We start from the raw sequence: 25367 nt of genomic DNA, 5'->3' as shown, positions 1-25367 counted from the left end.
ACCGGGCTCATGAAAATCATGAGCAGGGAATCATTGTCAGTAGCAGGGTGTTCTTGCAACCCATGCGTATGATGCCAGTCATACCAGTAAGGCAGTGGCGATGTCGCAAGTAAGCACATTTGACCACGCCAGTGTTACCTGAAGAGTTCTCAACGACGATCAGGTAATTATTGTATGATGACCTGCAAGGTCTATAACCATTAAAACAAGAAGCGATTATGTATATACACGTGTTGGGTGCTGGTGCTGGCGGGGGTTTCCCGCAATGGAACTGTAACTGTGAGAACTGTGATGGCTTGCGTAAAGGCACGATCAAGGCCACACGTCGCACACAGTCTTCTATTTGTGTCTCTAGCAATGGCGTTGATTGGGTATTGTTCAATACCTCGCCAGATATTTTGCAGCAAATCCAGGAATTCCCACCCCTGCAACCTGGCCGTGCCATCCGCGATAGCGGTATTCAGGCCATTATTTTAATTGATGCCCAGATTGACCATACCACCGGCTTGTTCATGCTGCGTGAAGGCCAGGTAAAACGTGAAATCTACTGTACCAAAATGGTCTATGAAGATCTCACCAGCGGTAACCAGATCCTGAATATCCTTGGCCATTACTGTGGCGTCAATCACCACGAAATCGAGATTGATGGCGATGATGTGAGTCATGCCAATCACTTTGAAATCCCAGGCGTGCCTGACCTGCGCTTTACCGCAGTTGCACTCAAGAGTGCCGCGCCACCGTATTCCCCCCACCGTAATGATCCGCACCCAGGCGATACCATAGGCGTGTTGATTGAGCAGATCTCAACCGGCAAAAAATGCTGGTACTCGCCAGGCCTGGCTGAAATAGAACCGCACTTGCCACCATTGATGAACCAGGCGGATTGCATCATGGTTGATGGCACTTTCTGGACTAATACCGAAATGCTGGATATGGGGCTGATGACCAAAACTGCCCGCAGTATCGGCCATAACCCGCAATCAGGGCCTGGCGGCATGATAGAAGAACTGGATAAATTCGGTACGCTTAAGCCAGTGCGTAAGGTGCTGATTCACATCAACAATACCAACCCGATTTTAAGGGAAGATTCCGCCGAGCGCGCGATACTTGACGATCACAAGATCGAAGTCGCGTATGACGGTATGGATATCATTCTTTAGGAGAACAACATGAACGCAGTGACGCAGGCGCAGTTGCCATGGACACGTGAAGAGTTTGAAGCAAAGCTACGTGAAAAAGGGCAGGGCTACCATATCTATCATCCATTCCATGTGATGATGTATGAAGGCAAGCTGACCAAAGAACAATTGCAATGCTGGGTGGCCAACCGTTTTTATTACCAGATTGCCATCCCGATGAAGGATGCAGCGATTTTATCCAATTGCCCGGATAAAGAAGTACGCAAGCAGTGGATAGTGCGCATTACCGACCATGACGGTGTTGATGACCAGATCGGTGGCATTGAAGCATGGATCAAGCTGGGCGAAGCAGTAGGCCTGTCGCGTGAACAAGTGACCAGCCTTGAACTGGTGTCGCCAGGCGTGCGTTTTGCGGTGGATGCCTATGTCAATTTCGCCAAGCAGCGCCCGTGGCAGGAAAGTGTCTGTTCCAGCCTGACCGAGCTATTCGCACCGCACATTCACCAGCAACGGATCAGCTCCTGGCCGAGCATGTATCCCTGGGTAAAAGAAGAAGGCCTGATGTATTTTAAAAAACGCCTGACAGAAGCCCGCCGCGATGTAGAGCAGGGCTTAAGCGTGACTCTGGATTACTTTAGTACCTCGCGCGAAATGCAGTTGAAAGCACTGGAAATCCTGCAATTCAAGCTCAATGTATTGTGGGTGGTTGCGGATTCAATCATGCTGGCTTCGACCGAGATTAAAACCGAAGGGCGTGATTATTTACGCCAGCCAGTGATCAAGATTGAAGGCTGATTTTACTCCCAAGATTTGAAAGTTTAATGATGGAAAACAATATTCAGCACGCCGATATCTATGCAATCGCTTTTCACCATCGGTTTCAGTGGGAAGAAGCGCAACAGAGCTACGTCATCCTGTTTCCCGAAGGCATGGTCAAATTGCATGGCGGGGCGGGCGAGATTTTAAAGCGCGTTGATGGCAAGGCGAGTGTGGGTGATATCGTCGCCGAGTTGAAAACTGCTTTTCCGGATGCAGAAGGTATTGAAGCCGATATTCTCGGCATGTTTGACCTGGCTGTAGGCAAAGCCTGGTTACGCAAGGTGAATTAATCCGTAAGGAGCGCATCATGGCACAATTAAATAATGGCGTGGCAGCAAATGTGACACAGAAACAACCACTATGGTTGTTGGCAGAAGTGACTTACCGTTGCCCGCTGCACTGTGCTTTTTGCTACAACCCCACTGATTATGACAAACATACCAAAAATGAATTAAGCACCGAGCAATGGATCAATGCCCTGCGCGATGCACGCAAAATGGGTGCGATCCAGTTAGGCATTTCTGGTGGTGAGCCCTTGTTGCGAGATGATATCGAAGAGATTGTGGCCGAGGCGCACAAGCTTGGTTACTACAGCAACCTGATCACTTCCGGTGTCGGCCTGACTGAAAAACGCATACAGGCGTTTAAAGAAGGCGGCCTGGATCATATTCAGCTTTCCATGCACGATGTCACTGAAGATATCAGTAACTTCATTACCGATACGCGTACTTTCGAGTTGAAGAAAAAAGTGGCGGCCATGATCAAGGCGCATGGCTACCCTATGGTGCTGAATGTGGTGATACATCGCTACAACATTGACCAGGTAGGCAGGATACTGGAGATGGCAGAAGCACTGGGCGCTGATTATGTCGAGCTGGCGAATACCCAGTATTATGGCTGGAGCCTGGTCAACCGCGACCAGCTGATGCCTACCCGTGAACAGCTGAACAACGCTGAAGCTGCCACCAATGCCTTCAGGGAGCGTGTAGGCAACAAAATGAAAGTATTTTTCGTGGTACCGGATTATTTTTCCGACCGCCCGAAAAAATGCATGAATGGCTGGGGTGAAGTATTCATGATCGTCACTGCCAATGGTGATGTATTGCCTTGTCACTCTGCGCGTGTATTACCCGGCATGACTTTCCCTAACGTGCGTGAAAATGGCCTGGAATGGGCCTGGAAAGAATCACCAGCGTTTACAAAATATCGGGGCAAGGACTGGATGAAAGAACCTTGCCGTAGCTGTGATGAGCAGGATAATGACCTGGGCGGCTGCCGTTGCCAGTCCTATATACTCAGCGGCGATGCGGAAATGGCCGATCCGGTCTGTACCAAGTCACCTAATCGCCATTTGATTGATGAGGCGCTACTGAGCTCACAAAACCCCTTAGTGCGTGAGCAACCGATTATTTTCCGCACCGATAAAAACTCCAAAAAGTATGTGGCAGGCGATAAAGAAAGAGTCGAGCAATTTCACGCCTTGCCCTGACCGTATCAGGCATATGCTTTATAATCAGCGGGCGCATTTTGCGCCTGTTATTTTTTGCATGCGTGATTTCATCGCCTGTGATTGTTCCTGATCTATTTTAAATAGATCCTTTCTGAAAGAGTCTGAGTGCAGCATTCGGTATTACTGGTCTATGTTCTGGCAGCGCTGGCTGCGCTGGCGCCTTTCGCGATAGATACTTATCTGCCGGCCTTTCATGTCATGGCCGATTCATTACAGGCCGACCCACTCTCCATACAGCAGAGCCTGACTTTCTACCTGCTGCCATACGCAGTCATGACCTTGTGTCACGGTGCGGTCTCAGATGCTGTCGGCCGTATCACGACCATCAAATGGGGGCTGGCTATTTTTATCCTCGCCAGTATAGGTTGTGCTTTTGCTCCCAATGTAGAAACACTATGGTTATTCCGCGCTTTGCAGGGCATGAGTGGCGGGGCAGGGAATACCGTTGCCCGCGCCATGGTGCGCGATTTATTTGATGGTCCGCAAGCGCAGCGCGTGATGGCCACCATGCAAATGCTGTTTGGCATTGCACCGGCCATTGCGCCTATCCTGGGTGGCGTATTGCTAGGCATACACTGGCAAGCCATTTTCATTTTCCTGGCCTTGTATGCAGCCGTGACATTATGGGCGGCATTGCGCTACTTGCCCGAAACCATGCCTGCCGCCCAAAGAGTGCGCTTCTCGGTACGCAACATCACACAGACTTACGGCAAGATGCTGGGCAACCGCCAGTTTCTTATCCTGACTGCCTGCGTCGGCCTGAATTTCTCCGCTTTTTTCATCTATGTGCTCGCCAGCCCGGTTTTCCTGGTCGAGCATTTACATTTGACCAGTCAGCAATTCGGTTTTTTATTTATTCCAACCGTGGCAGGCATGATGTCAGGCTCCTGGCTGGCCAGACACACAGCCGGTAAATTTTCTCCGGCTCGCACCATACGCTGGGCATTTGGCTGGATGGTGCTGGTGGCTATCTTCAATGTGGTGATACAAATGATTTATGCCGGTGAACCCCTCTGGTGGATGGCGATATTACCGATTGCTTTATTCAATGTGGGCATGGCTACGGTCGTGCCTATACTCTCGATCGCCGCGCTGGATTTTTACCCGAAATCACGCGGTACGGCAGCCTCGGCCCAGGCGTTTATACAAATGGTGTGCTCTACAGTGAGTTCAGCGATCATCGTACCTCTCGTTTGGCACTCAACCCTCAGCATGTCGGTAGCCATGCTGGGCATGACGCTGGTCAGCACGCTACTCATGCTTATGATTCACCGCCGCTTTAAAGCTGCCTGAGTATAGGTGCCATGCACTCAAACTGTGCAAATGTCGGGCCTTTCTGGATTTAATCGCGTATTTGAAATCCCAGCTGCTCCTTTAAGATAGTAGTGTAAATAACTGTTCAAACAACAGTATCAACTAGAAAAGCAGATGGGAGCATCAATGGAAGTATCCAGAGAAGAAGAAGCACAAAAAGCCTACGTTAAACTGCTTACCGGTCAGGGTGTGAGCCAGCGCATGTTAATCCAGCGTGAATTCACTATCATTCGCCTGAGTGCGTTTTTAAAAGATATTCCATGTGCGGGGAGTGAATACCGCCAAGCGGTGGATCGCTTCATCGCCAGCATTGATACTGCTGAAATCCCTATGGTATTGCCGGTAGTGCGTGAGTTCTTCTCATTCTGGATGCGCGATATCAAAGCCATTGCCGCCATGAGCCAGGCCAAGGTATTTAACGGCAATGCGCCTATGGTGACCACCACGCAGGACGAACTGTTCAAGCATTGGTATGACCTGGACAAGACCATGATGTCAACGTCTGAAAAAATCGTGATGGAAGCTTTCCTGAGCGCTTCAGAAACCAAAGGCCTTGACCCTGCTGCCTTCAAAGAGCGCATGCGCATGGCGAAGTGCCTGTTAGTGTCGCTGCGTCAGGTGCCGCACAAACAATCCCATAGCTACCGTCAAACGGTAGATAGAAACCTGCCATTGTTTAATGCACTGGGCACACAACATGCATTTTTAAGTGTAGCACGTGAGTTTTATTATTTCTGGCGTGGGGATATGTTGAAACCGCAGCAGTTGCAGGCGCAGGTTAAACCACAAGTCAAAACGCGCGCTTTGGCGATGGCTGCCTAAACAGCAAGTCTGCGTCCTCTCTGAGGGCGTACAGGAAAAAAACCGCCAGCCTTAGCGCTGGCGAATTTTTTGCAGGATCAGCGCAGATAGCTCTTCAATAGAACGGCTGGTAGAGTCAGCCCAGGTGATGCCATAACGACGCATCATGTCTTCTGCTTTTTCGATTTCCTTGCGGCAGTTGTCCAGTGAAGCATAGAAGCTGTCCGGACGGCGCTCACTACGCACTGAATGCAAGCGTTCCGGTTTGATGGTCAAGCCAAATATCTTATCAATGTTTTTTTCGACTGCTGCGGGAAACGCGCCGCGCTCAAAATCTTCCGGAATCAATGGGTAGTTGGCCGCTTTGATGCCGAACTGCATGGCAAGGTAGATGCTGGTTGGCGTCTTGCCACAGCGCGAAACACCGATCAGGATCACTTCAGCTTCATCGAGGCCGGTATTCGTCATGCCGTCATCATGGTTCAGCGTGAAGTTAATCGCTTCCATACGCTCATGGTAGCTGTTGCCCATAGAGCTATAAGCAATACTGGCGCCTGTGAGCGGCTCCTGGTTGAGCTCAGAACCCAGCGGGTAGATAAATCGGTGGAACAGGTCAATAAAGTAGGCATTGGCCTGCTTCAGGCGATTGCGATGTTCGCCGTTACCGACCGACATGATCACAATCGGGCGGATGCCGTCCTGGTCTGCGACTTTCTGGATATGCTCGAAACCAGCTTGCACCTTTTCATCATTATCGGTGAACGGCAGGCGGGTGGTGGTGAATTTGGTGTTCGGAAAATGTTCCAGCAGCTTGCTCAAGGCACCCGCAGTAATCCCCGTACCATCAGAAATAATAAAAACAGAACGGTGATTCATGCGAGTGCCTTGAGTGAAAGAGCTTTAAAAAGTTACTTCTTGGTCAGACGCTGCCAGGTTGCAACCACAGTATCCGGATTCAGCGAAACCGACTGGATGCCTTCAGCGACCAGCCATTCAGCAAAGTCTTCATGGTCAGAAGGGCCCTGACCGCAAATACCGACGTATTTACCTAAACGGTTACAGGTGCTGATCGCCATTTTTAGCAAGACTTTGACTGCGTCATTACGCTCATCAAAGCCATCTGCCAGGATGCCGGAGTCGCGGTCCATGCCTAATGTCAGCTGTGTCAGGTCATTCGAGCCGATAGAGAAGCCGTCGAAGTATTCCAGGAATTGCTCAGCCAGCAAGGCATTGGATGGAATCTCGCACATCATGATCAGGCGCAGGCCGTTTTCACCACGTTTGAGGCCATTTGCCGCCATGATTTCTGTCACGGCTTTGGCTTCATCCAGGGTACGCACAAACGGGATCATCAACTCGACGTTGACCAGGCCCAGTTCATCACGGACTTTTTTCATGGCCTGGCATTCCATGGCAAAACACTCTTTAAAGTCTTCTGCCATATAGCGCGCTGCGCCACGGAAACCAATCATCGGGTTTTCTTCATCCGGTTCATAGATATCGCCACCAACCAGTTTTTTGTACTCGTTAGACTTAAAGTCTGAAGTACGCACGATCACTGGTTTTGGGTAGAACGCAGCAGCAATCGTTGCCACGCCTTCAGCTACTTTATCAATATAGAACTGTTTAGGGCTGGCATAGCCACGCGCACGGTTATGAATCGTGGTCTGGATAGCCTTAGGCATAGCATCGACATTCAAGATCGCTTTCGGGTGTATGCCTACCATGTTGTTAATCACAAATTCCAGACGCGCCAGGCCAACACCATCGTTAGGGGTTTGCGCAAACGTAAACGCCATGTCAGGGTTGCCAACGTTCATCATGATTTTGCATGGCGGTTTGGATAGTGCAGAGTTGGATTGTGTAGATACTTCAAAATCCAGGGCGCCGTGGTATACAAAACCAGTTTCGCCTTCCGCACATGAAACCGTCACGATCTCACCATCACGCAGCAGATCGGTCGCATTGACTGAACCCACAATCGCCGGGATACCTAATTCACGCGCAATAATCGCTGCGTGACAGGTACGGCCGCCACGGTTAGTCACCAGTGCACTGGCGCGCTTCATCACCGGCTCCCAGTTAGGGTCCGTCATGTCGGCAACCAGCACATCACCAGGTTGTACTTCATGCATATCGGCCGGATCCAGCACGATACGTACAGGGCCAACGCCCACTTTTTGTGTCACGGCACGACCGGCAACCACTGGCACTGAAGAATGTTTCTGCAGTTTGTATGTCTCGGTGACGTTTTTAGCGGCTTCCTGAGATTTAACTGTCTCAGGGCGTGCTTGCAGGATGTACAGTTTGTTGTCCAAACCGTTTTTACCCCATTCGATATCCATTGGGCAGCCATAATGCTGCTCAATGGTGATGGCGTAGCCAGCCAGTTCCAGGATATCCGCATCATCCAGTGAGTAGCGGTTGGATTCTGCGGCATCTACAGGCACTGTATGTGTAGATTTACCAGCTTGGGTCGCATCAGAGAAGATCATTTTGATCAGCTTGGAACCCATGGTGCGGCGCACAATCGCAGGCTTGCCTTTAGCAAGCAATGGTTTGTGTACATAGAACTCGTCAGGGTTGACGGCGCCTTGTACCACTGTTTCACCCAAGCCATAAGAAGCCGTAATAAAGGCAACATCTTTATGGCCGGACTCGGTATCAATGGTAAACATCACACCGGCACAGCCGATATCAGAACGTACCATCTGTTGTACGCCTGCAGACAAAGCAACATCGGCATGCACAAAGCCTTTGTGCACACGGTATGAAATGGCGCGGTCGTTATATAAAGAAGCAAATACTTCTTTAATCGCATGGTTGATGTTATCCAGGCCATGGATATTCAGGAAGCTTTCCTGTTGGCCGGCGAAAGAAGCATCTGGCAAGTCTTCTGCGGTAGCGGATGAACGTACGGCGAAAGTAGTGCCTGGCGCTGATTTATCGATCAGCTTGGCATAGTTCTGGGCAATAGCGCTCTGTAAAGCGTCCGGGAACTCAGCTTCCATAATCCACTGGCGGATCTGGCTGCCACATTTGGCCAGTTCTTGCGTATCATCAGCATTCAGTTTATCGAGCAAGTCATTGATTTTTTTATCTAAACCGCCTTGAGATAAAAATTCACGGTATGCATCCGCGGTGGTTGCAAATCCGGTAGGTACGCGCACACCTTTGGCATTGAGCTGAGAAATCATCTCACCTAAAGAAGCGTTTTTGCCACCGACTGACGGCACATCGCTATTTCTGAGATTCTCAAATGGAATAACATGACTTACCATATAAAACCCTTAATTGTTTTAAATCAGATGAAAATCTATCGCGGGAAGCAACGGATTGAATTCGAAAGTGAGGCTTACTATTGAGCTAACCTGTTTCTGCAATTACTTTTCTCCCAGCATTATGCCAAAATCATGTTTTAATGTCACGTCAGCATCGCGCTGACATTCCATATTTTTCAGCATCATTATAATTTACCCTCATGAATGCAGTGATCTCCCCGCAACGCTTGGTCAGCGTGAAGACCCATGGTCGGTTACATCTAGGTTTTTTTGATCTAAGTGGGCAAGCCGAAAGACGTTTCGGCAGCGTGGGGGTGGCCATTGATGCTTACCAGACCGCACTCACTGTTTCAGCACAACCTCAGCAAGCCGCGGTCGACCCCTGGGCAGCAGATACCTTGCAGCGGCATTTAAAGTCTTTGGGCGTGGATGCAGCGCTTGACCTGAACATTGTGCAAGCCATTCCCCGGCACAGCGGCCTGGGCTCAGGCACGCAAATGGCACTAGCCGTGGGCGCAGGGATAAATACCTTATTAGATTACCCCGTCAACAGCGCACAGATCGCCGCTACCCATCAGCGTGGTGCTCGCTCCGGCATAGGCATTGCCACTTTTGATCATGGCGGGTTAGTGGTGGATGGCGGGCGTGGATCAAATACCATTGTGCCGCCTTTGTTGGCTCGTCATGCTTTCCCCGAGGCATGGCATTTTTTACTGATTGTTGACCAGAGCCATGATGGTTTGCATGGCAGTGGTGAAAAAAATGCGTTCAAACAATTGCCGCCGCTTGGCACAGCAGCCACACGCGACATCCAGCACCGGTTACTGATGCAGGGTTTGCCTGCTTTAATTGAGCAGGATTTCCAGGCGTTTACCGGGTTTGTAGGCGCGCTGCAAAATTACAATGCTGATTACTTTGCGCCTGCGCAAGGCGGCCCTTATGCCAGCCAGTCAGTTGCACGCATTCTGCAAGCTTTCCATCAGCAAGGATATCGCGGCCTGGGCCAAACCTCATGGGGACCGACCGGTTTTGTATTAATGCCATCAAAAAATGAGGCTATGCTGCACCAGGCCGCGCTGTCGCAGCAATATGCCCAGCACACACACCTTTCTTTTATTGTGACCGCTGCAGTCAACGACCCCGCACGGATTGAATGAAGTCGTATTCAACAATGGCCAGCGTATTGAATGACATATTCAGGAAAAGTTACTGTTTTTAAGGTCTGCTTTTGATTTTGAACCTATGCATGATTGTGTATATTGCTACGTGATACTATTAAGTAAATGGATTCCACAGGGGGAATAATGAAAAAAACAAGTATTATGCATTTGTTCACAGCCGCTAAAAATGCCAGCCCATTCGATGTGAATATGGCGTTTGATGCAGGCTATGAAAAAATTATTTCCTATACCGACGTCACCCTGAATGAGGTGGTCGCTTTAACCCAGGATGCGATTTTTTCGCGTAGTCCAAGCGGCCTCAAGCAGCAGGCTTTATTCTTTGGCGGTCGCGATATCCAAGTCGCCCTTGAAATGCAGAAACAGGCACGTAGCGCCATGTTTAAGCCATTTGAGTGCCATACATTCTCTGATCCTTCAGGTGCTTTCACCACTGCAGCAGCCATGCTGGCAAAAGTGGATTTTTACCTGAAAAAATCCGGTAGCGGCGTGGGCAAAGAAAAAATCGCCATTTTTGGTGCCAGTGGCACGGTTGGTTCAACCGCTGCGTTGATTGCCGCCCGCCAGGGTTCTACCGTACTGATGGTGGCGCATGCAGGCACAGACAGCATGCAAGCTTATGTCGACAAATTATCCAGCAGTTACGATGTGAAACTGCAAGTGGTGGATGGCAGTTCCGAAGATGCTAAAGTCTCTATTTTGAACGAAGCGACTGTCGCTTTATGTGCCACGCCAGCCGGTGTTCGCGTATTGGAAACCCGCCAGTTTGCCAATTCCAAATCCTTAAAAGTGGTGGCCGATGTGAATGCCGTGCCGCCTTCTGGTATTGAAGGTGTAGATACCTTTTCTAACGGAGGTTTGATTGAAGGCACGCAAGTGGCCGGCTTTGGCGCGCTTGCGATTGGTCAGCTGAAATATGTCACCCAGAATAAATTGCTGGAGCAAATGCTGCAAAGCGAATCACCCATGCACATTGATTACCATCAGGCGTATGAATACGCCTGTGCCCACGTGGAGTAATTGCATTCTTGCGCCTGGCGATCGTGTCACAAAGCGCGCGCATCTATGCACAGCTGGCGCGACGTGAAGGGTTTGAAGTATTGGCAATCGATGCCTTTGCAGATATTGATACAGTGCAAGCCGCACACCAAACATGGCAATTGCCGGCGTTGGCAGGGCGGCTAACTGCTGAAGATGCGCATATCTTATTTGAAAAACTGGATGCCTGGCAACCTGAAGTGCTGATAATAGGTTCCGGTTTTGAAGCAGATATTGCGTGCTATCAGAACCTGCATCAACGCTATGCATTGGCAGGCAATGCGCCTTCGGTGCTCGAGCAAGTTAAAAATCCATATTGGTTAAATAGTTATTGTGAGGCGCATGGCGTGTTGACGCCCACCGTGCGATCTCAAGCGCCGCAACAAGGCCAGTGGTTATACAAGCTAGCAGGGCAGAGTGGTGGGGCGCATGTCAGTGATTGGGATGAGTCGCTAATTGTCAGCCCAGAAGGTTATTGGCAGGCGTTTCAACCCGGTTTGGCTGTAGGTGCACTGTTTGTGGCAAATCAACGGTCAGTGACATTGCTAGGCGTGCATGCACTCAAGCAACGGCAGGGAGACTATACTTATGCAGGCGCGACACGTCTGCACGACGCGCGGTTAACTGCTGCGATGCAAAAAACATTAGAAGCATTGGTGCCTGATGCTGGCCTGGTTGGCATCAACAGCCTGGATACGATTTGGCACGATGGCCAGTTACATGTGCTGGAGATCAACCCGAGGTTAAGTGCCAGCATGCGCTTGTATGCGGAATTACCGTTGATACAAGCCCACCTTGCTGGTACCCAGGGGGCTGTGTCGCCTGCGTTACAGGCAAATACCCAGTATGCCAGCCATTGTATTTTGTATGCACGGCAGGCGATAGAAACAGAAGATATGAACTTCCCCAACTGGTTGGAAGACCGACCAGATGGCGGCAGCGTGACTGCCGGGCAACCCTTGTGCAGCCTGTATGCACAAGGTGACTCAACAAACGAAGTACAGCAAGTATTGCAAGACAAAAAAACACAATTAGAGAAACTATGGGGGACTTATGTCTGTGAACGTATCGAATTCAACATCCATTAGCGTACAGCAATACAGTGCGCCGCTGGTCGCACACCTGATTGCCCACGCACCAGCCCTGGGCTGCCTGGTGACCACCCATGAAAGTGGCGCGACGATTATCGATGCCGGTATTCAAACACCGGGGGGTCTGGAAGCCGGGCGCATCATTGCCGAAATCTGCATGGGCGGCCTGGGTGGCGTCACCCTGCAGCAAGTGCCACAGTTCGCCAACTGGCCGCTGAGTGTGGTCGTGACCGCCAAACAGCCGGTGATTGCCTGTTTGGGTAGCCAATACGCCGGTTGGGCCTTATCACATGAGAAATTCTTTTCGCTAGGCAGCGGCCCGGCCCGCGCCATTGCACAACGTGAAGAAGTGTTCAAAGACATCAACTACAGTGATAAAGGCGAACAATCGGTGCTAGTGCTGGAAACCGATAAGGTCCCGCCAGCGGAAGTGATCGCAAAAGTCGCCAGGGATACCGGCTTGCCAGCCAATAAACTGACATTCATCCTGACACCTACACGTAGTATTGCTGGCTCGCTACAAGTCACCGCGCGCGTGCTGGAAGTCGCTCTGCATAAATGCCATACCCTGCATTTTGATTTGAATGCGATTGTCGATGGCTATGGCGTGGCTCCTGTGCCAGCCCCTTCACCTGACTTTATTACCGGCATGGGCCGCACCAATGATGCGATCTTGTTTGGCGGTTTTGTACAGTTGTTTGTAAATGCTGAAGATGCTGCCGCAGAACAACTGGCGCAACAATTACCTTCTTCTGCTTCCAAAGATTATGGACGTCCTTTCGCTGAAGTATTCAAAGCTGTGAATATGGATTTCTACCAGATTGACCCTATGCTGTTTTCACCTGCCAAAGTCAGCGTCACTAATTTGAAATCAGGTAAAACTTTCTTTGCCGGCCAATTCAATGAGGCCCTGCTGAATCAATCTTTTGGTGGATAAACCTCCGCTGATAAGTGAGAAGATTGCAGGGCGTGACATAAAAGCTTTAAGGCAGATGTAGTAAACAAGCTTTTGAATACCCACTGATACTCACACCGCAGCCATTTTCCTGATCGCATGAAAGTCGTTCCTATCTTCACCGATGAAGTCGCCCAGGCGGGCGGCTGGCATGGGCAAGCCTTGGCGCAAGAATTTGCCCGCCAGGGTTGGCAGGCGCATATGGTCTGCCTGGATAGCTGCCATGTCAGTATCGTAGACCAGCATGTACAAGTGCATATTCCAGGCTTATCGCAACCTTCGCCGATTGCATTTGTGCGTGGCGTTGCCGCCGGGTCTACCCAGCAGATCATCACCCGCATGAATATTCTGCATACCTTGCAACGGCAGGGCATGACTATTTATAACCATGCCCGCGCCATTGAAACCACTGTCGATAAAAGCCTGACTACGCAGCTATTAGCCGAGCATGGCATCGGGACACCGAATACCTGGGTGTGTGAGTACCGGCAGGTCGCGCACCCCCTGATGCAGCAAGCGCTGGATAATGGCAAAACGCTGGTGATCAAGCCATTGTTTGGCTCGCAAGGCAAAGGCGTGCGCTTGATTGAACACCCACAGCAATTCGCCTTGCCGCAGGATATGTTTGTCGATGGCATCTACTACCTGCAAGAAAAAATTGATTGCGGTGCCAACCAGCATGATTACCGTGTGTTTGTGGTCAATGGCGAGCCGGTGGCAGTGATGCGCCGGCAAGGCGATGGCTGGTTACACAATGTGGCACGTGGTGCGCGATGTACTGCCAGTGATGAAGCCGATGTGGCCGAGATCGGCGTGCAGGCAGCGGCAGCGATTGGCATCAATTACGCTGGCGTGGATATCATGCGCGACAAACATGGCAAGTTATGGGTGATCGAAGTAAATAGCATACCCGCCTGGCGCGGCCTGCAAACCATTACGGATTTGAATATTGCCGACATTCTGGTAGCAGATCTGTTACGGTTTGCTGATAAAAATGATGCTGAATAACCCATATCGCCCTCACCTATGAACGTACAAAGCGCCTATTTGAAAGCCTGCCTGGCAGAGCTTGAAGCCCTCAAGCCCGGCAATGTGCATATCTTTGCCGATGGTCACGGCATGCAGGTACAACACTTTATCGATAGCGCAGAAGTCTCGGCGCCGGTGCTGTGTGATGATACGCAATATGGCGATCGCACCTTGGGCCAACGCATACTGGCCGCATTAGAGGTCACCTACGCGAAAGTGGGCTGTAATACCAATCTGGGCATTATTTTATTGGCAGCGCCTCTGGTGCAGGCTGTGTTGCAGTACCCGCAGTTGCCCTTGTTAGACGGGTTAAAGCAGGTGTTGAATGACACAACACTGGAAGACGCGCGGTTAGTCTATCAAGGCATCAGGCTGGTGAACCCGGCAGGTATGGGTGAGCGTCATGAGCACGATGTTGCACAAGCCCCCAGGATCACCCTGCTGGAGGCCATGCGCCTGGCGAGTGCGCATGATATGGTTGCACGCCAGTATAGCGAAGGCTATGCGCAACTGTTTTCCCAAGCGCTGCCCTTATATCAGAGCTATATAGACCGTTGGCAGCGTCCGGCCTGGGCGCTGACAGCTGTATATTTTTATTGGTTATCGTCCGTGCCGGATAGCCACATTTCGCGTAAATATGGCGCGGCAACCGCGCAAGAAGTGCAGCAAGCCGCACATACGCATGCCACCGAGTTTATGGCGCTTGAGAACCCTAAACACTATATGGCGACACTACTCAAATGGGATCAATCGCTCAAGCAAGCGCGACTCAACCCTGGCACCAGTGCCGACCTCACCGTCATCACGGCCATGCTGGCCATACTCGGCTGAACCCAGGCAACCAAAGTAAACACATTGGTTTAAATGGCATGTATGCCTCAGGTATACTGCCTGTTTAAATGAGACCAATCATACTCACAAGGAGAACGCCATGACTGAACAGGTTTTGACCGAGCAGGAAATCCAACAACATTTTGCTGAATCCTTACCGCACTGGTTTTACGAAGAAGGCTGGATCCGCCGTAAATACAAAACCAATAGCTGGAAAGGTACACTGATGGTGGTCAACACAGTCGGTCATTTGGCAGAAGCCGCCTGGCATCACCCTGATTTGACTGTTTCATACGCGTTTGTGATCGTGAAACTCTGCACACATAGCGCCAAAGGCATCACTATGAAAGACATTGAACTTGCACGCAAAATTGAAGAAGTCATTCAATGGCAGCCGAATGCACAAGCCGGTTCAGCCCTGGAAGGCACACCGCAAGACGACCTGCGTTTCAGCTATGTCAAATATGATAAATAAATTGTCTTTGATGAGTCTCTGTAATAAGTAATTGATTGCCCATATTGAAGTTGTATGACCGCACCCGCTAAAACCTCTCTGCCTCCCGCCATTTTCCTGATGGGGCCGACGGCCAGCGGTAAAACCGCAGCCACAATCGCCTTATACCAGGCACTGCCGCTGGAAATCATCAGCGTAGATTCTGCACTGGTCTATCGTAGCATGGACATAGGTACAGCCAAGCCAGACGCCGAAACATTGCGCCAGGCACCGCATCATCTGATCGATTTGATTACGCCGCTGGAACAATACTCAGCGGCACAATTTGCCAAAGATGCGCTATCACTTATGCATGCCGCAACGGAAAAAGGGCGCGTGCCTTTGCTGGTTGGCGGCACCATGCTCTACTTTAACGCTTTGCAGCATGGCCTGAGTCAGCTTCCCGAAGCTGATCAGGATGTACGGGCAGAGATCGAAATAGAGGCAGAAAGGGTAGGCTGGCCAGCCATGCACGCGCAACTGGCAAGTATTGACCCCGTCGTCGCGGCAAAGATACAGCCTAATGACGCGCAACGGATCGAGCGGGCATTAGAGGTCTATCGTATCAGCGGCCAATCCATGAGCGCGCTGCGTGCGCAATCCACCAAACACGAACTGCCGTTTAATATCCTTAAAATCGCGCTGATGCCAAGCGAGCGTGCTGTATTGCATCAACGCATTGCCGACCGCTTTCAACTGATGCTCAAACAAGGCTTTGTGGAAGAAGTCCAAAGCCTGCTTGCGCAATATCCGCAGCTCACTGCTGAAAACCCAAGCATGCGTTGCGTGGGCTACAGGCAAACATTGGCCTACCTGAATGGTGACATTGACCTTAAAACATTGGGAGAGCAGGGCGTCTTTGCCACACGGCAACTTGCCAAACGTCAACTAACCTGGTTGCGCGGGATGAGTGATAACCAAGTAGTTGATTGCCTGAAGCCTGACTGGATCAATATAGCTTCCACATCCATCAAACAACATATCCGCAAATAAAAAAGCCGGAAAAAATTCCGGCTTTTTCTACAATAATTTAAACAAGTACTTAATAAGCGCTGTCTTGACCAACCGCGGTTAACCACACAGTTTTGGCCACAATCAACATATCCAGACGCGGGCTCCAGTTACGCAGGTATTCCAGGTCATAATGCACACGCTGCTCCATTTTTTCCAGCGTATCCGTTTCACCGCGAAAGCCATTCACCTGCGCCCAGCCGGTAATGCCAGGCTTCACCTTATGGCGCACCATGTAGCCTTTGATCAGCTTGCGATACTCTTCGTTATGCGCCACCGCGTGCGGGCGTGGGCCCACGACGCTCATACGTCCTTGTAATACATTAATAAATTGTGGCAATTCATCTAATGACGTTTTACGCAGAAATGCGCCCAATGGCGTAATACGCTGGTCATTTTTTGTTGCCTGAGTGACTTTGCCGCCATCTTCAGTCACAGTCATAGAGCGGAATTTGTACACCAGTATCTCTTGACCATCCAAACCATACCGGCGTTGTTTGAAAATGATTGCACCAGGAGAGGTCAGTTTTATCCCAATGGCAATAATCAATAAAATAGGTGAAATCATAATTAGCACAAACAGCGAAAACAGCACATCCGCCGTGCGTTTAATAAAGCCATCCATGCCAGTAAAAGGGGTGTCGCACACGGAGACGACAGGGATGCCGTTCACTTCAGAGACGCGGCCTTGAATCAGGTCGGTGACAAAAATATCCGGCACAAAATAGATAGAAGTCGTCGTATCTTTCAAATCATCCAGCATTTTTAAAATACGCGGATGGCTGGACATCGGCAGCGCGATGTACAGCTTGTGGACAGTATGCAAGCTCAAATAAGTGCTCAATTCATTCAAACTGCCTAAAACGGGGTAGTCTGCCTGCTGTTCAAGACGGGCAGGCGAGCGGTCTTCAAAAAAGCCAAGTACATTAATCCGCTGGTAATAATCCTCTTTCAGATTATCCGCCAGCAAAATGCCTTGTTCATTCAAGCCGACAATCAGGGTGTTTTGCGGCGGGCCTTGCCACTGGATCAACTTGGGGCTCGCGCACTTCAATAGTTGCAGCACGGCAATCTGAGCAACTGGCGTCAACACCAGCCACAGTAAAATCAACTGCTCGCTATACAGCGTGATGTAGCGAGTGACATAAGCAAAAATCAGAACAAACATCGCGATCAGCAGCCACTGCGCAATGACATCGCGGCACATCTTGGCAAAACCCTTACGGATTTTTGCACCACTGGGGAAGGTAATCGAGAACAACACAATCGATACGATAAATATCGACATCGGGATCTGATTTTCGGTGTAGATGAAAAGCCCCCACAGCACGAACACCATGACTAAAGGCTCAACAATGGATTCCAAGAGGTAAAGCGGACTGTTAGCACCAGACGAGAGGCCGGAGAGAGTTCGGATGGGAGGTTTCTTTGTGGCCATATATTACTTATAATTTGATTTACGACGATTTTAACGCATCTATGATATTTGCACCAATCATACAATAAAGCAATCGTTCTTTAGGGTGGCTGCTGAAGTTAAATTTACATGGTAACCTGTCAAAAAAATGTCATCATAAACAAGCATGATTACTCGCCTTTCATGCCTGAAAGTTAAATAAAGCAAGGCTTGAGAATAGTTCTTGTTTTACTGCATCGCTTTGGTTTTTAATAGTAGAATACATATTGGCGTAAATGGCCTTTTAAACTCAGGGTGGCTCATGCCTTCAAGATATAAAAATAGAAAAGTAGCATTATTCACGCGCAAACTTCTTTGGTGTTGCTGTTTTTTCAATGTGATTCCAGGCCTGACATTTGCAGATGAGCTGGATACGTTGCAATTCATTGCAGACGTCAATAAAACCTACGATAACAACCTCTTCAGGCGCAGTACGAACGAAGTTTCAGATCAAGCTACGATTTCAACCCTGGGTGTACGGTTCAATAAGGCTTATGCACTTCAGCGTTTCATGGCTAACGTCACTTACATAGACAATAAATATCAAGAAAATGATTTCCTTGATTATGCAGCTACTAACTATGATGCCGCATGGAATTGGTCTTTAACTCCAAATTTGACTGGTGTTTTGTCGTCCTCAAGATCGGAACGTCAAATAAACTTTAGGGACATACAAACACCAACTAGAAATTTGATTACGACTAAAGAGAATGTTTTTCGAGCTGAATACTCACCGCACCAAGTGCTCAGCTTAATTATCGGTTACTCTGAATTAACCTCCGAAAATAGTCGCGCATTTAACGCGATTGCTAGTAATGAACAAGTAGGATTGGATTACGGAGTCCGCTATAACTTTCCTTCAAAAAGTTACATTGCATTTATGGGCCATAGAAAACAAGGCTCCGTAACCGGCCGGCCGTTAAATACCGTTCTACAATTTGATACTGGTTTTACAACTTATCAATATGACCTTGAATTTTTAGCCACTGATGAGGGGAAAAGCAATCTCAGGGGAAAAATTGGTTATGTAGAAAAAGAGAACGATAATTTTTCATTGCGTGATTACAATGGAATAATCGGAAGTCTTAACCATGAGTTAGAGTGGACTGGGAAATTAAGATCCACTGTTGGCATAGCACGAGGTTTTGGTGCTTTTGAAACGGATAATAGTACATACACCACTACGGACTCATTAAATGCGTCGTTGAGTTATGAAATTAGTGCAAAAATTCAAGCAAGTACTTATTTCAGTCTCTCCGAACGAGACTTTGAAGGTCGTGGCCGGTTTGATACCAGTGGCAGAGTTGACAAAGAACATGCTTATGGTGCGAGTATTAGTTGGCGACCGATAAAGAACATTGGTTTTTCACTAAGAAGCACAAAATCCAATCGTGATTCAACCTTAGCCCAATTTGACTTCGATGATACGCTCACCAGTGTGAGCGTTGATTTTAGAATTTAAGTGGCTGAAGCATCGCATGCAGACTATAAAAATAAATCTAGATAAAAAGAATATTTCATTTTTAGCATTCGTGACGCTTTTAAGTGGCTGTAGTGATATAAATAGTAATGCTTCTCTTAATAGCTCCAAGGCATTAGCCAAAGTGAATGGAGATGAAATCTCCCTGAATCAATTCAATGCCGAGATAAATAGAGCGCATCTAGATAATGAAGTGGATATTAAGGTCAAAGACCAGCTTTTAACTAAAATAATTGATCGTCAATTGTTAGTGCAAGAAGCCAGCAAGCTGAATTTGGATAGGGCGCCTGAAGTAGTAGAAGCGGTTAATTCAGCCAAGGCGCAAATTTATGCGCAAGCATATCTGGCAAATAGAATTTCAAAATCATCACCGCCGACTGACGGTGACATAAGTCAATATATTGAAGCACATCCGGAAACATGTGCACATCGCAAAGTTTTCTCTACACATGACATCGTGTTTAATTACGATCGCGCTTTAATAGACCTGACATCATTACAGTCTTCAGCGACTGATATTGATTCTTTACGAGCTATTTTAGAATCCAGGCATATTAAATATAACCTTGTTTCCAGCAGTTTTTCGATGGATACATTGCCGTCAATCTGGGCAGATAAGCTGAAAACTGCCTCTGTAGGCAATTTATTGTTTACGCATGACAGTCATAAAGTCATCGTAAAATCTATTACAAACATTACAGAAAACCCGATGAGTGCCGATGAAGCTAAGAACTATGCTGCCAAAGTGTTATCTGAAGATAAAAAACAAAAGTTTATAACTAGCGAAGTTACTCGGCTAAGAAAGCTATCTACCATTAAAATTTTAGATAGCGAAATGGCTTTAGCGAATAAATCGCATTCACATACTGTCAACCCCCCTTTAACCAAGCCCTAAAGGTTGTCGATTTTTAATTTCTCATCTTTATTAAAGTGAACACATCTATGTCTAGATCAATGAAGTACCTGTTAGCTTTTATCTTGTCGATATTCAGCCTGATATCACATGCTGAATACACGCTTGGCGCTGGTGATTATGTCAGGGTCACTGTCTATGGCGATGCTGATCTGTTGCGTGAAACCCGGGTGTCTGAAGATGGCGTCCTCACATTACCATTGGTTGGTGAAGTGAAAGTTGGCGGCTTAACCACCATTGAAACAGAAAAGCGTATTGCAGAGCAGCTTAAAAAAGGTGGCTTTATTGCGAACCCACAGGTGTCGGTGCTTGTGCTTGAGTTTATGAGCAAGTCTGTATCGATACTGGGTGGCGTATTAAAGCCAGGTCGTTACCCCATTACTCGCCCATCAGACGTGAAAGATCTAATTGCCGAGGCTGGTGGCATAACATCCGATGGCTCCGAAGTGATCACTGTTGTTAAAGGAGATAAACGCTCTGAGTATGATTTGCATGAAATCATCAATCAACAAGTTAAATCTGCAGACATTATTCTTAAAGGCGGTGAAACCATTTATGTAGGCATGCGTGATGTTGCTATTGTTGGTCAGCTGGCACGCCCAGGTAAATTCGGCATACAGGGTGGTCTGCGTAAACTTAGTGATTTTATCGCGCAAGCTGGCGGCCCGACGGAAGCAGCCGGCGAAACCTTATTTTATACCACTAACGTTTCAGGCACGCCGGTCACTGAAGAGATCAATATTGACCAACTTTTTCGTGCACCATCTTCAGATATCAATAAACAGGTAAATCCTGGTGATGTGATTTATGTGCCAGTCGCACCACAGATTTATATCTACGGTGAAGTACAGCGCCCGGGCATGTATAAAATTGATAAACACATGACCATCATGCAAGCCATTGCCAAAGCGGGTGGGTTAAGTGTTCGAGGCACACAGCGTTCCGTTAAGCTGCATAGAAAAAATGCTGCAGGGGAAGTGATTAAACTTAAACCTGAACTGAATGGTACTTTGCAAGATGAAGATGTCTTGTTTGTTGAGGAAAGCTTGCTTTAAGGGGTAGACAGAATGACATTTTCACAATTATTGGCCATATTGGCTGCACGCCGCAAAATCATATTGATTACCTTTTTTACTGTGGTATTGATCACTGTTATTTTCAATATTCTCAGTCCTAAGGAATACACAGCCTCTACGAAGGTGCTTCTAAATAACAAAGTAGTTGATCCGGTAACGGGAGTTTCTTTAGGTGCTCAGATGACGGATAGCTATATGGCTACCCAATTACAGGTTTTACAGAGTGACACTGTAGCGTTGGAGGTTGTTAACCGTTTGGGGTTGGCAAACAATCCAAACGTTCAAGAGCGGTTTAGGAACAGTAATGGCGGCCAAGGTGAAATTAGCCTCTGGCTAGCAAGGGCATTAGCTGGGAAATTGAATGTTGTTTATACGAAAAGTAATGTGATTGAAATTACTTATTCGGCTGCTGACCCGCAGTTTGCTGCATTGATAGCTAACACTTTCACCGATGTTTACATCGAAAAAAGTATCAAACTGAAAACTGAGCCCGCACAGAAAGCTGCTACCTATTTAAATCAACAGGTACAAGCGTTGCGCGACAATCTTGGAAAAGCGCAATCAAAATTCACTTCCTTTCAGAAAGAACATGGTCTGACAAGTAATGATGACCGGATAGATGTTGAGTCCTCAAGACTCAGTGAAATGTCAGCGCAACTCAGTATGGCGCAGGCGCAATTGGTAGAAGCGAATTCCCGTTTTCACGATGTCACACAAAATGCATCTGATTCACCAGATGTTGCGCAGAGTGGCTTGGTACAAAATCTGAAGATGGAACTGTCTAAGGCAGAAGCAAGCCTGGCGAGTATTTCCGAGACAGTGAGCAAAAACCACCCGCAATACATCTCATTGACATCTCAAATTGATAAACTGAAACGACAGCTTGCAGACGAGATTACAAAGGTAGCGAGCAATCTTGGCGGCACAGCCAGTATCACTAAAGAACGCGTAGCCGTGCTCAAACAACAAGTTGAGCAGCAAAAGCAGAAAGTATTAACTTTGAACCACACACGTGGCGAGATGATGAGTTTGCAAAATGACGTCATGAGTGCGCAAGCAGCTATGGAAAATGCGAGCAAATTATATGGACAAAACAGCATCGAAGGGCAGTCGGACCAAGGCAATATTGCATTGCTTGATACTGCCAGCCCTCCTTTTAGCCCTTCCAAGCCAAGAATTTTCATGAACACATTCTTCTCGGTGCTGGCAGGTATTTTCCTAGGGCTTTTGTTTGCAATGCTTGCTGAGTTACTGAATAGAAAAGTACGTGCGACACAAGATCTGGTTGATTTGCTCGATGCACCCGTATTTGTCATCAGCAACAGTAAGAAAAATAAACGATTACTGACCAGATTTACCCGCAGTAATAAATTATTGCCTTCCGCATAGAAAGTATAAGTATGGTAGACAATCAAAACCTAAGTTTGCAACGGTCTCAACGCTTTGACATTATCGGCAAAGTACTAGTCGATATGGGAAAGCTAAGCGTCGAATCTTTAAATGAAATTCTGCGTCTTCAGAACGAGGATGGATTAAAGTTTGGTGAGGCGGCCAAGAAACTTGGCCTGCTGGATGACTCTGATATTCAACACGCTTTGGCATTGCAATTTGAGTATCCTTACCTGTCTGAAAATCAGACTTTATTCAGTAAAGATCTCATCGCGGCTTACTCTCCTTACTCGCATCAAGTAGAAGCACTCAGGGCTTTGCGTAGTCAATTGATCCTGCGTTGGTTCAGCGAAGGGCATAAAGCGCTGGCTGTGATTCCAGCTTCAACAGGAGCCGGTGCTAGCTACCTTGCTGCCAACCTGGCAATCGTATTCTCCCAGCTGGGCCAAAAGACCTTATTGATTGATGCGAACTTGCGTAACCCAAAGCAACATCAGCTGTTTAACCTGACATTGAAGCACGGCTTGTCAGATGTGTTAATTGGCCGTGCGGATTTTCAGCATGCATTTTCAAGAATTGACGCATTACTTGATTTGACGATTTTAGGCGCAGGTACTATTCCACCTAACCCGCAAGAGTTGTTGAATAATATCCGCTTCACACAATTATTGAATCAACTCAGTGAAGCATTTGATGTGATTATTATAGATAACGCATCGACTGAATCCTGCTCTGATGCACAAGCGGTGGCTCTACGTAGCCAAGGCGCGCTGATCGTTAGTAAGAAAGATGCAACAGAAGTCGTGCATGTTGAGAACTTACGTGATCAGTTAAACCTGGCGTCTGTTCGCATTGTAGGCTCAGTCCTTAACGAGTTTTAGAGAACTGCGAAGCAGCCGTTATGAACATATCTGAGATAAACCAAAAAGCCATTCAGTATTTCTTACCTATACTGATTGGCTTATTGGTGATGTATGTGCCGACTTATTTGCACACCAGTGAGACCCTATGGGCAACAGATGATCAATCCCACGGCCCCATCATCCTATTTTTGATTGGCTACCTGGTGTGGACAAGAAAAGAAGAGCTATATGCTGTTCTCGAAGAGTCTAAAAAATCGCCCATTATTGGCGGCATTCTTTTTGCGATTGGTGCATTTTGTTATGTGATCGGTCGTTCACAGGATATTTTGATTCTCGACTTAGGCTCACAGATACCAATTGTCATCGGTTTGGTGCTGATGGCTTATGGCAACAAATTCTTGAGAGTGATTGCTTTTCCGATCTTCTTTATGATTTTCCTGCTACCGATTCCAGGGGCATTTCTGGCAGCGATTACATTGCCAATGAAAATCGCAGTGTCATATGTGGTTGATAACCTGTTGTTTCATTTGGGTTACCCGATTGCACGTGATGGCGTGATTCTTCAAATCGGGCAATACCAGTTAATGGTCGCGGATGCCTGTGCCGGGATGAATACGCTGATCTCGTTAGAAGCATTAGGCCTGCTGTATTTAAACCTGGTAAGGCATGATTCGCTTGCAAGAAACCTGATTCTGGCAACGCTGATTGTGCCCATTTCATTTACGGCCAATGTCATCCGAGTCACCAGTTTAACGCTGATCACTTATTATTTCGGTAACGAGGTTGGTCAAGGCTTTATTCATGGCTTCGCCGGCATCGTATTATTTACGGTGGCCTTGATCCTGATTTTGGCAGTAGACCATACCATCCAATGGTGGCTAGATAAACGTAAGAAACCTCATGAACTTAGTTAAAACACTGCCTAAATTCCACCCGTTAAGTCTTTACTTGGCCTTGATCATGGTGATTCTTTCGATAACTGCTTTTGCATTAAGGCCTAACGAAAGAATGTCTGAACAAAAACAGCAGTTCAATCTGGAGGCCATGATTCCTCAGCAGTTTGGCGACTGGAAAGAGGATGAAGCCTCCAATGGCTTGTTAGTGGATCCTAGCGTGGCCGAAAGCGTGAATAAAGTTTATTTGCAATCATTATCACGCTCATACATTAATAGCAAAGGGCAGCGGGTCATGCTGGCGATTGCCTATGGCGGCGATCAAAATGACATGTTGCAGGTGCATAAACCTGAGATTTGTTACACCGCTCAAGGTTTTTATGTTGAAAAAAGCCATGACTCGCCATTTAGTACAGATTTTGGAAGTTTTACGGTCCGGAAAATGGTAGCGGTTAAAGGTTCAAGGCAAGAGCCTGTCACTTATTGGGTGACAATCGGTAATAAGGTGGCGGTCAACCCTATTCAATGGCGGCTAGAGCGTATACGTTACGGATTAACCGGTGTTGTGCCCGATGGCTTGTTATTCAGGGTGTCCACCATAGGCGATAACATTGATGATGAATACTCAGTACAGCAGCAATTTGTGACTGACTTAATGAATAAAATTGCTCCAGATGCCAGAGAGCGTTTATTGGGAGTTAAAGACGGTACTTTTTAGCTAATCACTATGTACAGTTTATTCAAACAACGATGATGCTAATTGAAATATCGTCGCTGTAAGCTTTTAAATCAAGGTTGGTAGCGCTA

General features: G+C 47.8%; 24 protein-coding genes. 21 read left to right on the top strand and 3 right to left on the bottom strand.

Annotation, left to right across the window (positions count from 1 at the left end; all coding sequences use genetic code 11):
* The first annotated feature begins 218 nt into the window (after nt 1-218).
* The 6 genes from pqqB to ACSSVF_RS11725 all read left to right on the top strand — a co-directional run bounded on the left by pqqB (nt 219) and on the right by ACSSVF_RS11725 (nt 5604).
* The gene (gene pqqB, locus ACSSVF_RS11750; RefSeq protein ID WP_442586366.1) at nt 219-1160 is read left to right on the top strand and encodes a pyrroloquinoline quinone biosynthesis protein PqqB; all 942 of its coding nucleotides are present in this window, start codon (nt 219-221) and stop codon (nt 1158-1160) included.
* Between the two features lie 9 nt (nt 1161-1169).
* Nucleotides 1170-1934, top strand: coding sequence for a pyrroloquinoline-quinone synthase PqqC (gene pqqC, locus ACSSVF_RS11745; RefSeq protein WP_492403626.1), 765 nt, complete (start codon nt 1170-1172; stop codon nt 1932-1934).
* Nucleotides 1935-1963: 29 nt separating this feature from the next.
* The gene (gene pqqD / locus ACSSVF_RS11740; RefSeq protein WP_444702319.1) at nt 1964-2248 is read left to right on the top strand and encodes a pyrroloquinoline quinone biosynthesis peptide chaperone PqqD; all 285 of its coding nucleotides are present in this window, start codon (nt 1964-1966) and stop codon (nt 2246-2248) included.
* A gap of 17 nt (nt 2249-2265) precedes the next feature.
* Entirely contained in the window at nt 2266-3447 is a 1182-nt protein-coding gene (gene pqqE, locus ACSSVF_RS11735) for a pyrroloquinoline quinone biosynthesis protein PqqE (RefSeq protein ID WP_492403624.1), read from the top strand.
* 126 nt (nt 3448-3573) lie between these two features.
* On the top strand, nt 3574-4761 hold the full coding sequence (locus tag ACSSVF_RS11730) for a multidrug effflux MFS transporter (RefSeq protein WP_492403623.1): 1188 nt from the start codon (nt 3574-3576) through the stop codon (nt 4759-4761).
* 147 nt (nt 4762-4908) lie between these two features.
* On the top strand, nt 4909-5604 hold the full coding sequence (locus ACSSVF_RS11725; RefSeq protein WP_492403622.1) for a hypothetical protein: 696 nt from the start codon (nt 4909-4911) through the stop codon (nt 5602-5604).
* A 51-nt stretch (nt 5605-5655) separates the two neighbouring features.
* Here ACSSVF_RS11725 and ACSSVF_RS11720 read toward each other — a convergent pair whose 3' ends face one another.
* Together ACSSVF_RS11720 and ppsA are read right to left on the bottom strand one after the other, a co-directional pair.
* On the bottom strand, nt 5656-6459 hold the full coding sequence (locus ACSSVF_RS11720) for a pyruvate, water dikinase regulatory protein (protein WP_442586371.1): 804 nt from the start codon (nt 6457-6459) through the stop codon (nt 5656-5658).
* Between the two features lie 32 nt (nt 6460-6491).
* Nucleotides 6492-8864: a phosphoenolpyruvate synthase gene (ppsA, locus tag ACSSVF_RS11715; RefSeq protein WP_442586372.1), complete on the bottom strand. Its 2373-nt coding sequence runs from the start codon at nt 8862-8864 to the stop codon at nt 6492-6494.
* A gap of 200 nt (nt 8865-9064) precedes the next feature.
* On the opposite strand from ppsA, the gene ACSSVF_RS11710 reads away from it, so the two are divergent.
* From ACSSVF_RS11710 to miaA, 8 genes are all read left to right on the top strand, one after another.
* A complete protein-coding gene (locus tag ACSSVF_RS11710; protein WP_492403620.1) occupies nt 9065-10021 on the top strand; it encodes a beta-ribofuranosylaminobenzene 5'-phosphate synthase family protein in 957 nt (318 codons plus the stop codon).
* Nucleotides 10022-10168: 147 nt separating this feature from the next.
* A complete protein-coding gene (locus tag ACSSVF_RS11705) occupies nt 10169-11062 on the top strand; it encodes an NAD(P)-dependent methylenetetrahydromethanopterin dehydrogenase (RefSeq protein WP_442586374.1) in 894 nt (297 codons plus the stop codon).
* A gap of 23 nt (nt 11063-11085) precedes the next feature.
* A complete protein-coding gene (locus tag ACSSVF_RS11700) occupies nt 11086-12168 on the top strand; it encodes an ATP-grasp domain-containing protein (RefSeq protein WP_492403619.1) in 1083 nt (360 codons plus the stop codon).
* On the top strand, nt 12134-13108 hold the full coding sequence (gene mch, locus ACSSVF_RS11695; RefSeq protein ID WP_442586376.1) for a methenyltetrahydromethanopterin cyclohydrolase: 975 nt from the start codon (nt 12134-12136) through the stop codon (nt 13106-13108). Before ACSSVF_RS11700 ends, mch begins: the two co-directional genes overlap by 35 nt.
* Before the next feature lie 117 nt (nt 13109-13225).
* Complete coding sequence (locus ACSSVF_RS11690; RefSeq protein ID WP_492403618.1) at nt 13226-14134, top strand: ATP-grasp domain-containing protein; 909 nt, start codon at nt 13226-13228, stop codon at nt 14132-14134.
* A gap of 18 nt (nt 14135-14152) precedes the next feature.
* Complete coding sequence (locus tag ACSSVF_RS11685) at nt 14153-14986, top strand: triphosphoribosyl-dephospho-CoA synthase (RefSeq protein WP_442586378.1); 834 nt, start codon at nt 14153-14155, stop codon at nt 14984-14986.
* 100 nt (nt 14987-15086) lie between these two features.
* Nucleotides 15087-15461 (top strand): 4a-hydroxytetrahydrobiopterin dehydratase, encoded by a 375-nt coding sequence (locus tag ACSSVF_RS11680; protein WP_442586379.1) that lies wholly within the window; start codon nt 15087-15089, stop codon nt 15459-15461.
* A 54-nt stretch (nt 15462-15515) separates the two neighbouring features.
* Nucleotides 15516-16472, top strand: coding sequence for a tRNA (adenosine(37)-N6)-dimethylallyltransferase MiaA (gene miaA / locus ACSSVF_RS11675; RefSeq protein ID WP_442586380.1), 957 nt, complete (start codon nt 15516-15518; stop codon nt 16470-16472).
* A gap of 49 nt (nt 16473-16521) precedes the next feature.
* Here miaA and ACSSVF_RS11670 read toward each other — a convergent pair whose 3' ends face one another.
* A complete protein-coding gene (locus ACSSVF_RS11670; RefSeq protein ID WP_442586950.1) occupies nt 16522-17829 on the bottom strand; it encodes an undecaprenyl-phosphate glucose phosphotransferase in 1308 nt (435 codons plus the stop codon).
* 379 nt (nt 17830-18208) lie between these two features.
* On the opposite strand from ACSSVF_RS11670, the gene epsL reads away from it, so the two are divergent.
* The 7 genes from epsL to epsI are packed head-to-tail and all read left to right on the top strand — an operon-like array spanning nt 18209 to nt 25278.
* The gene (gene epsL / locus ACSSVF_RS11665; protein WP_442586381.1) at nt 18209-19408 is read left to right on the top strand and encodes an XrtB/PEP-CTERM-associated polysaccharide biosynthesis outer membrane protein EpsL; all 1200 of its coding nucleotides are present in this window, start codon (nt 18209-18211) and stop codon (nt 19406-19408) included.
* 16 nt (nt 19409-19424) lie between these two features.
* A complete protein-coding gene (locus tag ACSSVF_RS11660) occupies nt 19425-20321 on the top strand; it encodes an EpsD family peptidyl-prolyl cis-trans isomerase (RefSeq protein ID WP_492403615.1) in 897 nt (298 codons plus the stop codon).
* A 47-nt stretch (nt 20322-20368) separates the two neighbouring features.
* Nucleotides 20369-21394: an SLBB domain-containing protein gene (locus ACSSVF_RS11655; protein WP_492403614.1), complete on the top strand. Its 1026-nt coding sequence runs from the start codon at nt 20369-20371 to the stop codon at nt 21392-21394.
* A 12-nt stretch (nt 21395-21406) separates the two neighbouring features.
* Entirely contained in the window at nt 21407-22804 is a 1398-nt protein-coding gene (gene epsF / locus ACSSVF_RS11650) for a chain length determinant protein EpsF (RefSeq protein ID WP_442586383.1), read from the top strand.
* Between the two features lie 11 nt (nt 22805-22815).
* Nucleotides 22816-23685: a chain length determinant protein tyrosine kinase EpsG gene (gene epsG, locus ACSSVF_RS11645; RefSeq protein WP_442586384.1), complete on the top strand. Its 870-nt coding sequence runs from the start codon at nt 22816-22818 to the stop codon at nt 23683-23685.
* Between the two features lie 20 nt (nt 23686-23705).
* Entirely contained in the window at nt 23706-24581 is an 876-nt protein-coding gene (gene xrtB / locus ACSSVF_RS11640) for an exosortase B (RefSeq protein ID WP_442586385.1), read from the top strand.
* Nucleotides 24568-25278 (top strand): exosortase-associated protein EpsI, B-type, encoded by a 711-nt coding sequence (gene epsI, locus ACSSVF_RS11635; protein ID WP_442586386.1) that lies wholly within the window; start codon nt 24568-24570, stop codon nt 25276-25278. The genes xrtB and epsI overlap by 14 nt, the downstream gene beginning before the upstream one ends.
* Nucleotides 25279-25367: the final 89 nt, after the last annotated feature.

The organism is Methylophilus sp. E2MeOHC9 (assembly GCF_058744375.1).
This window is presented reverse-complemented; position numbering and strand designations above follow the sequence as displayed.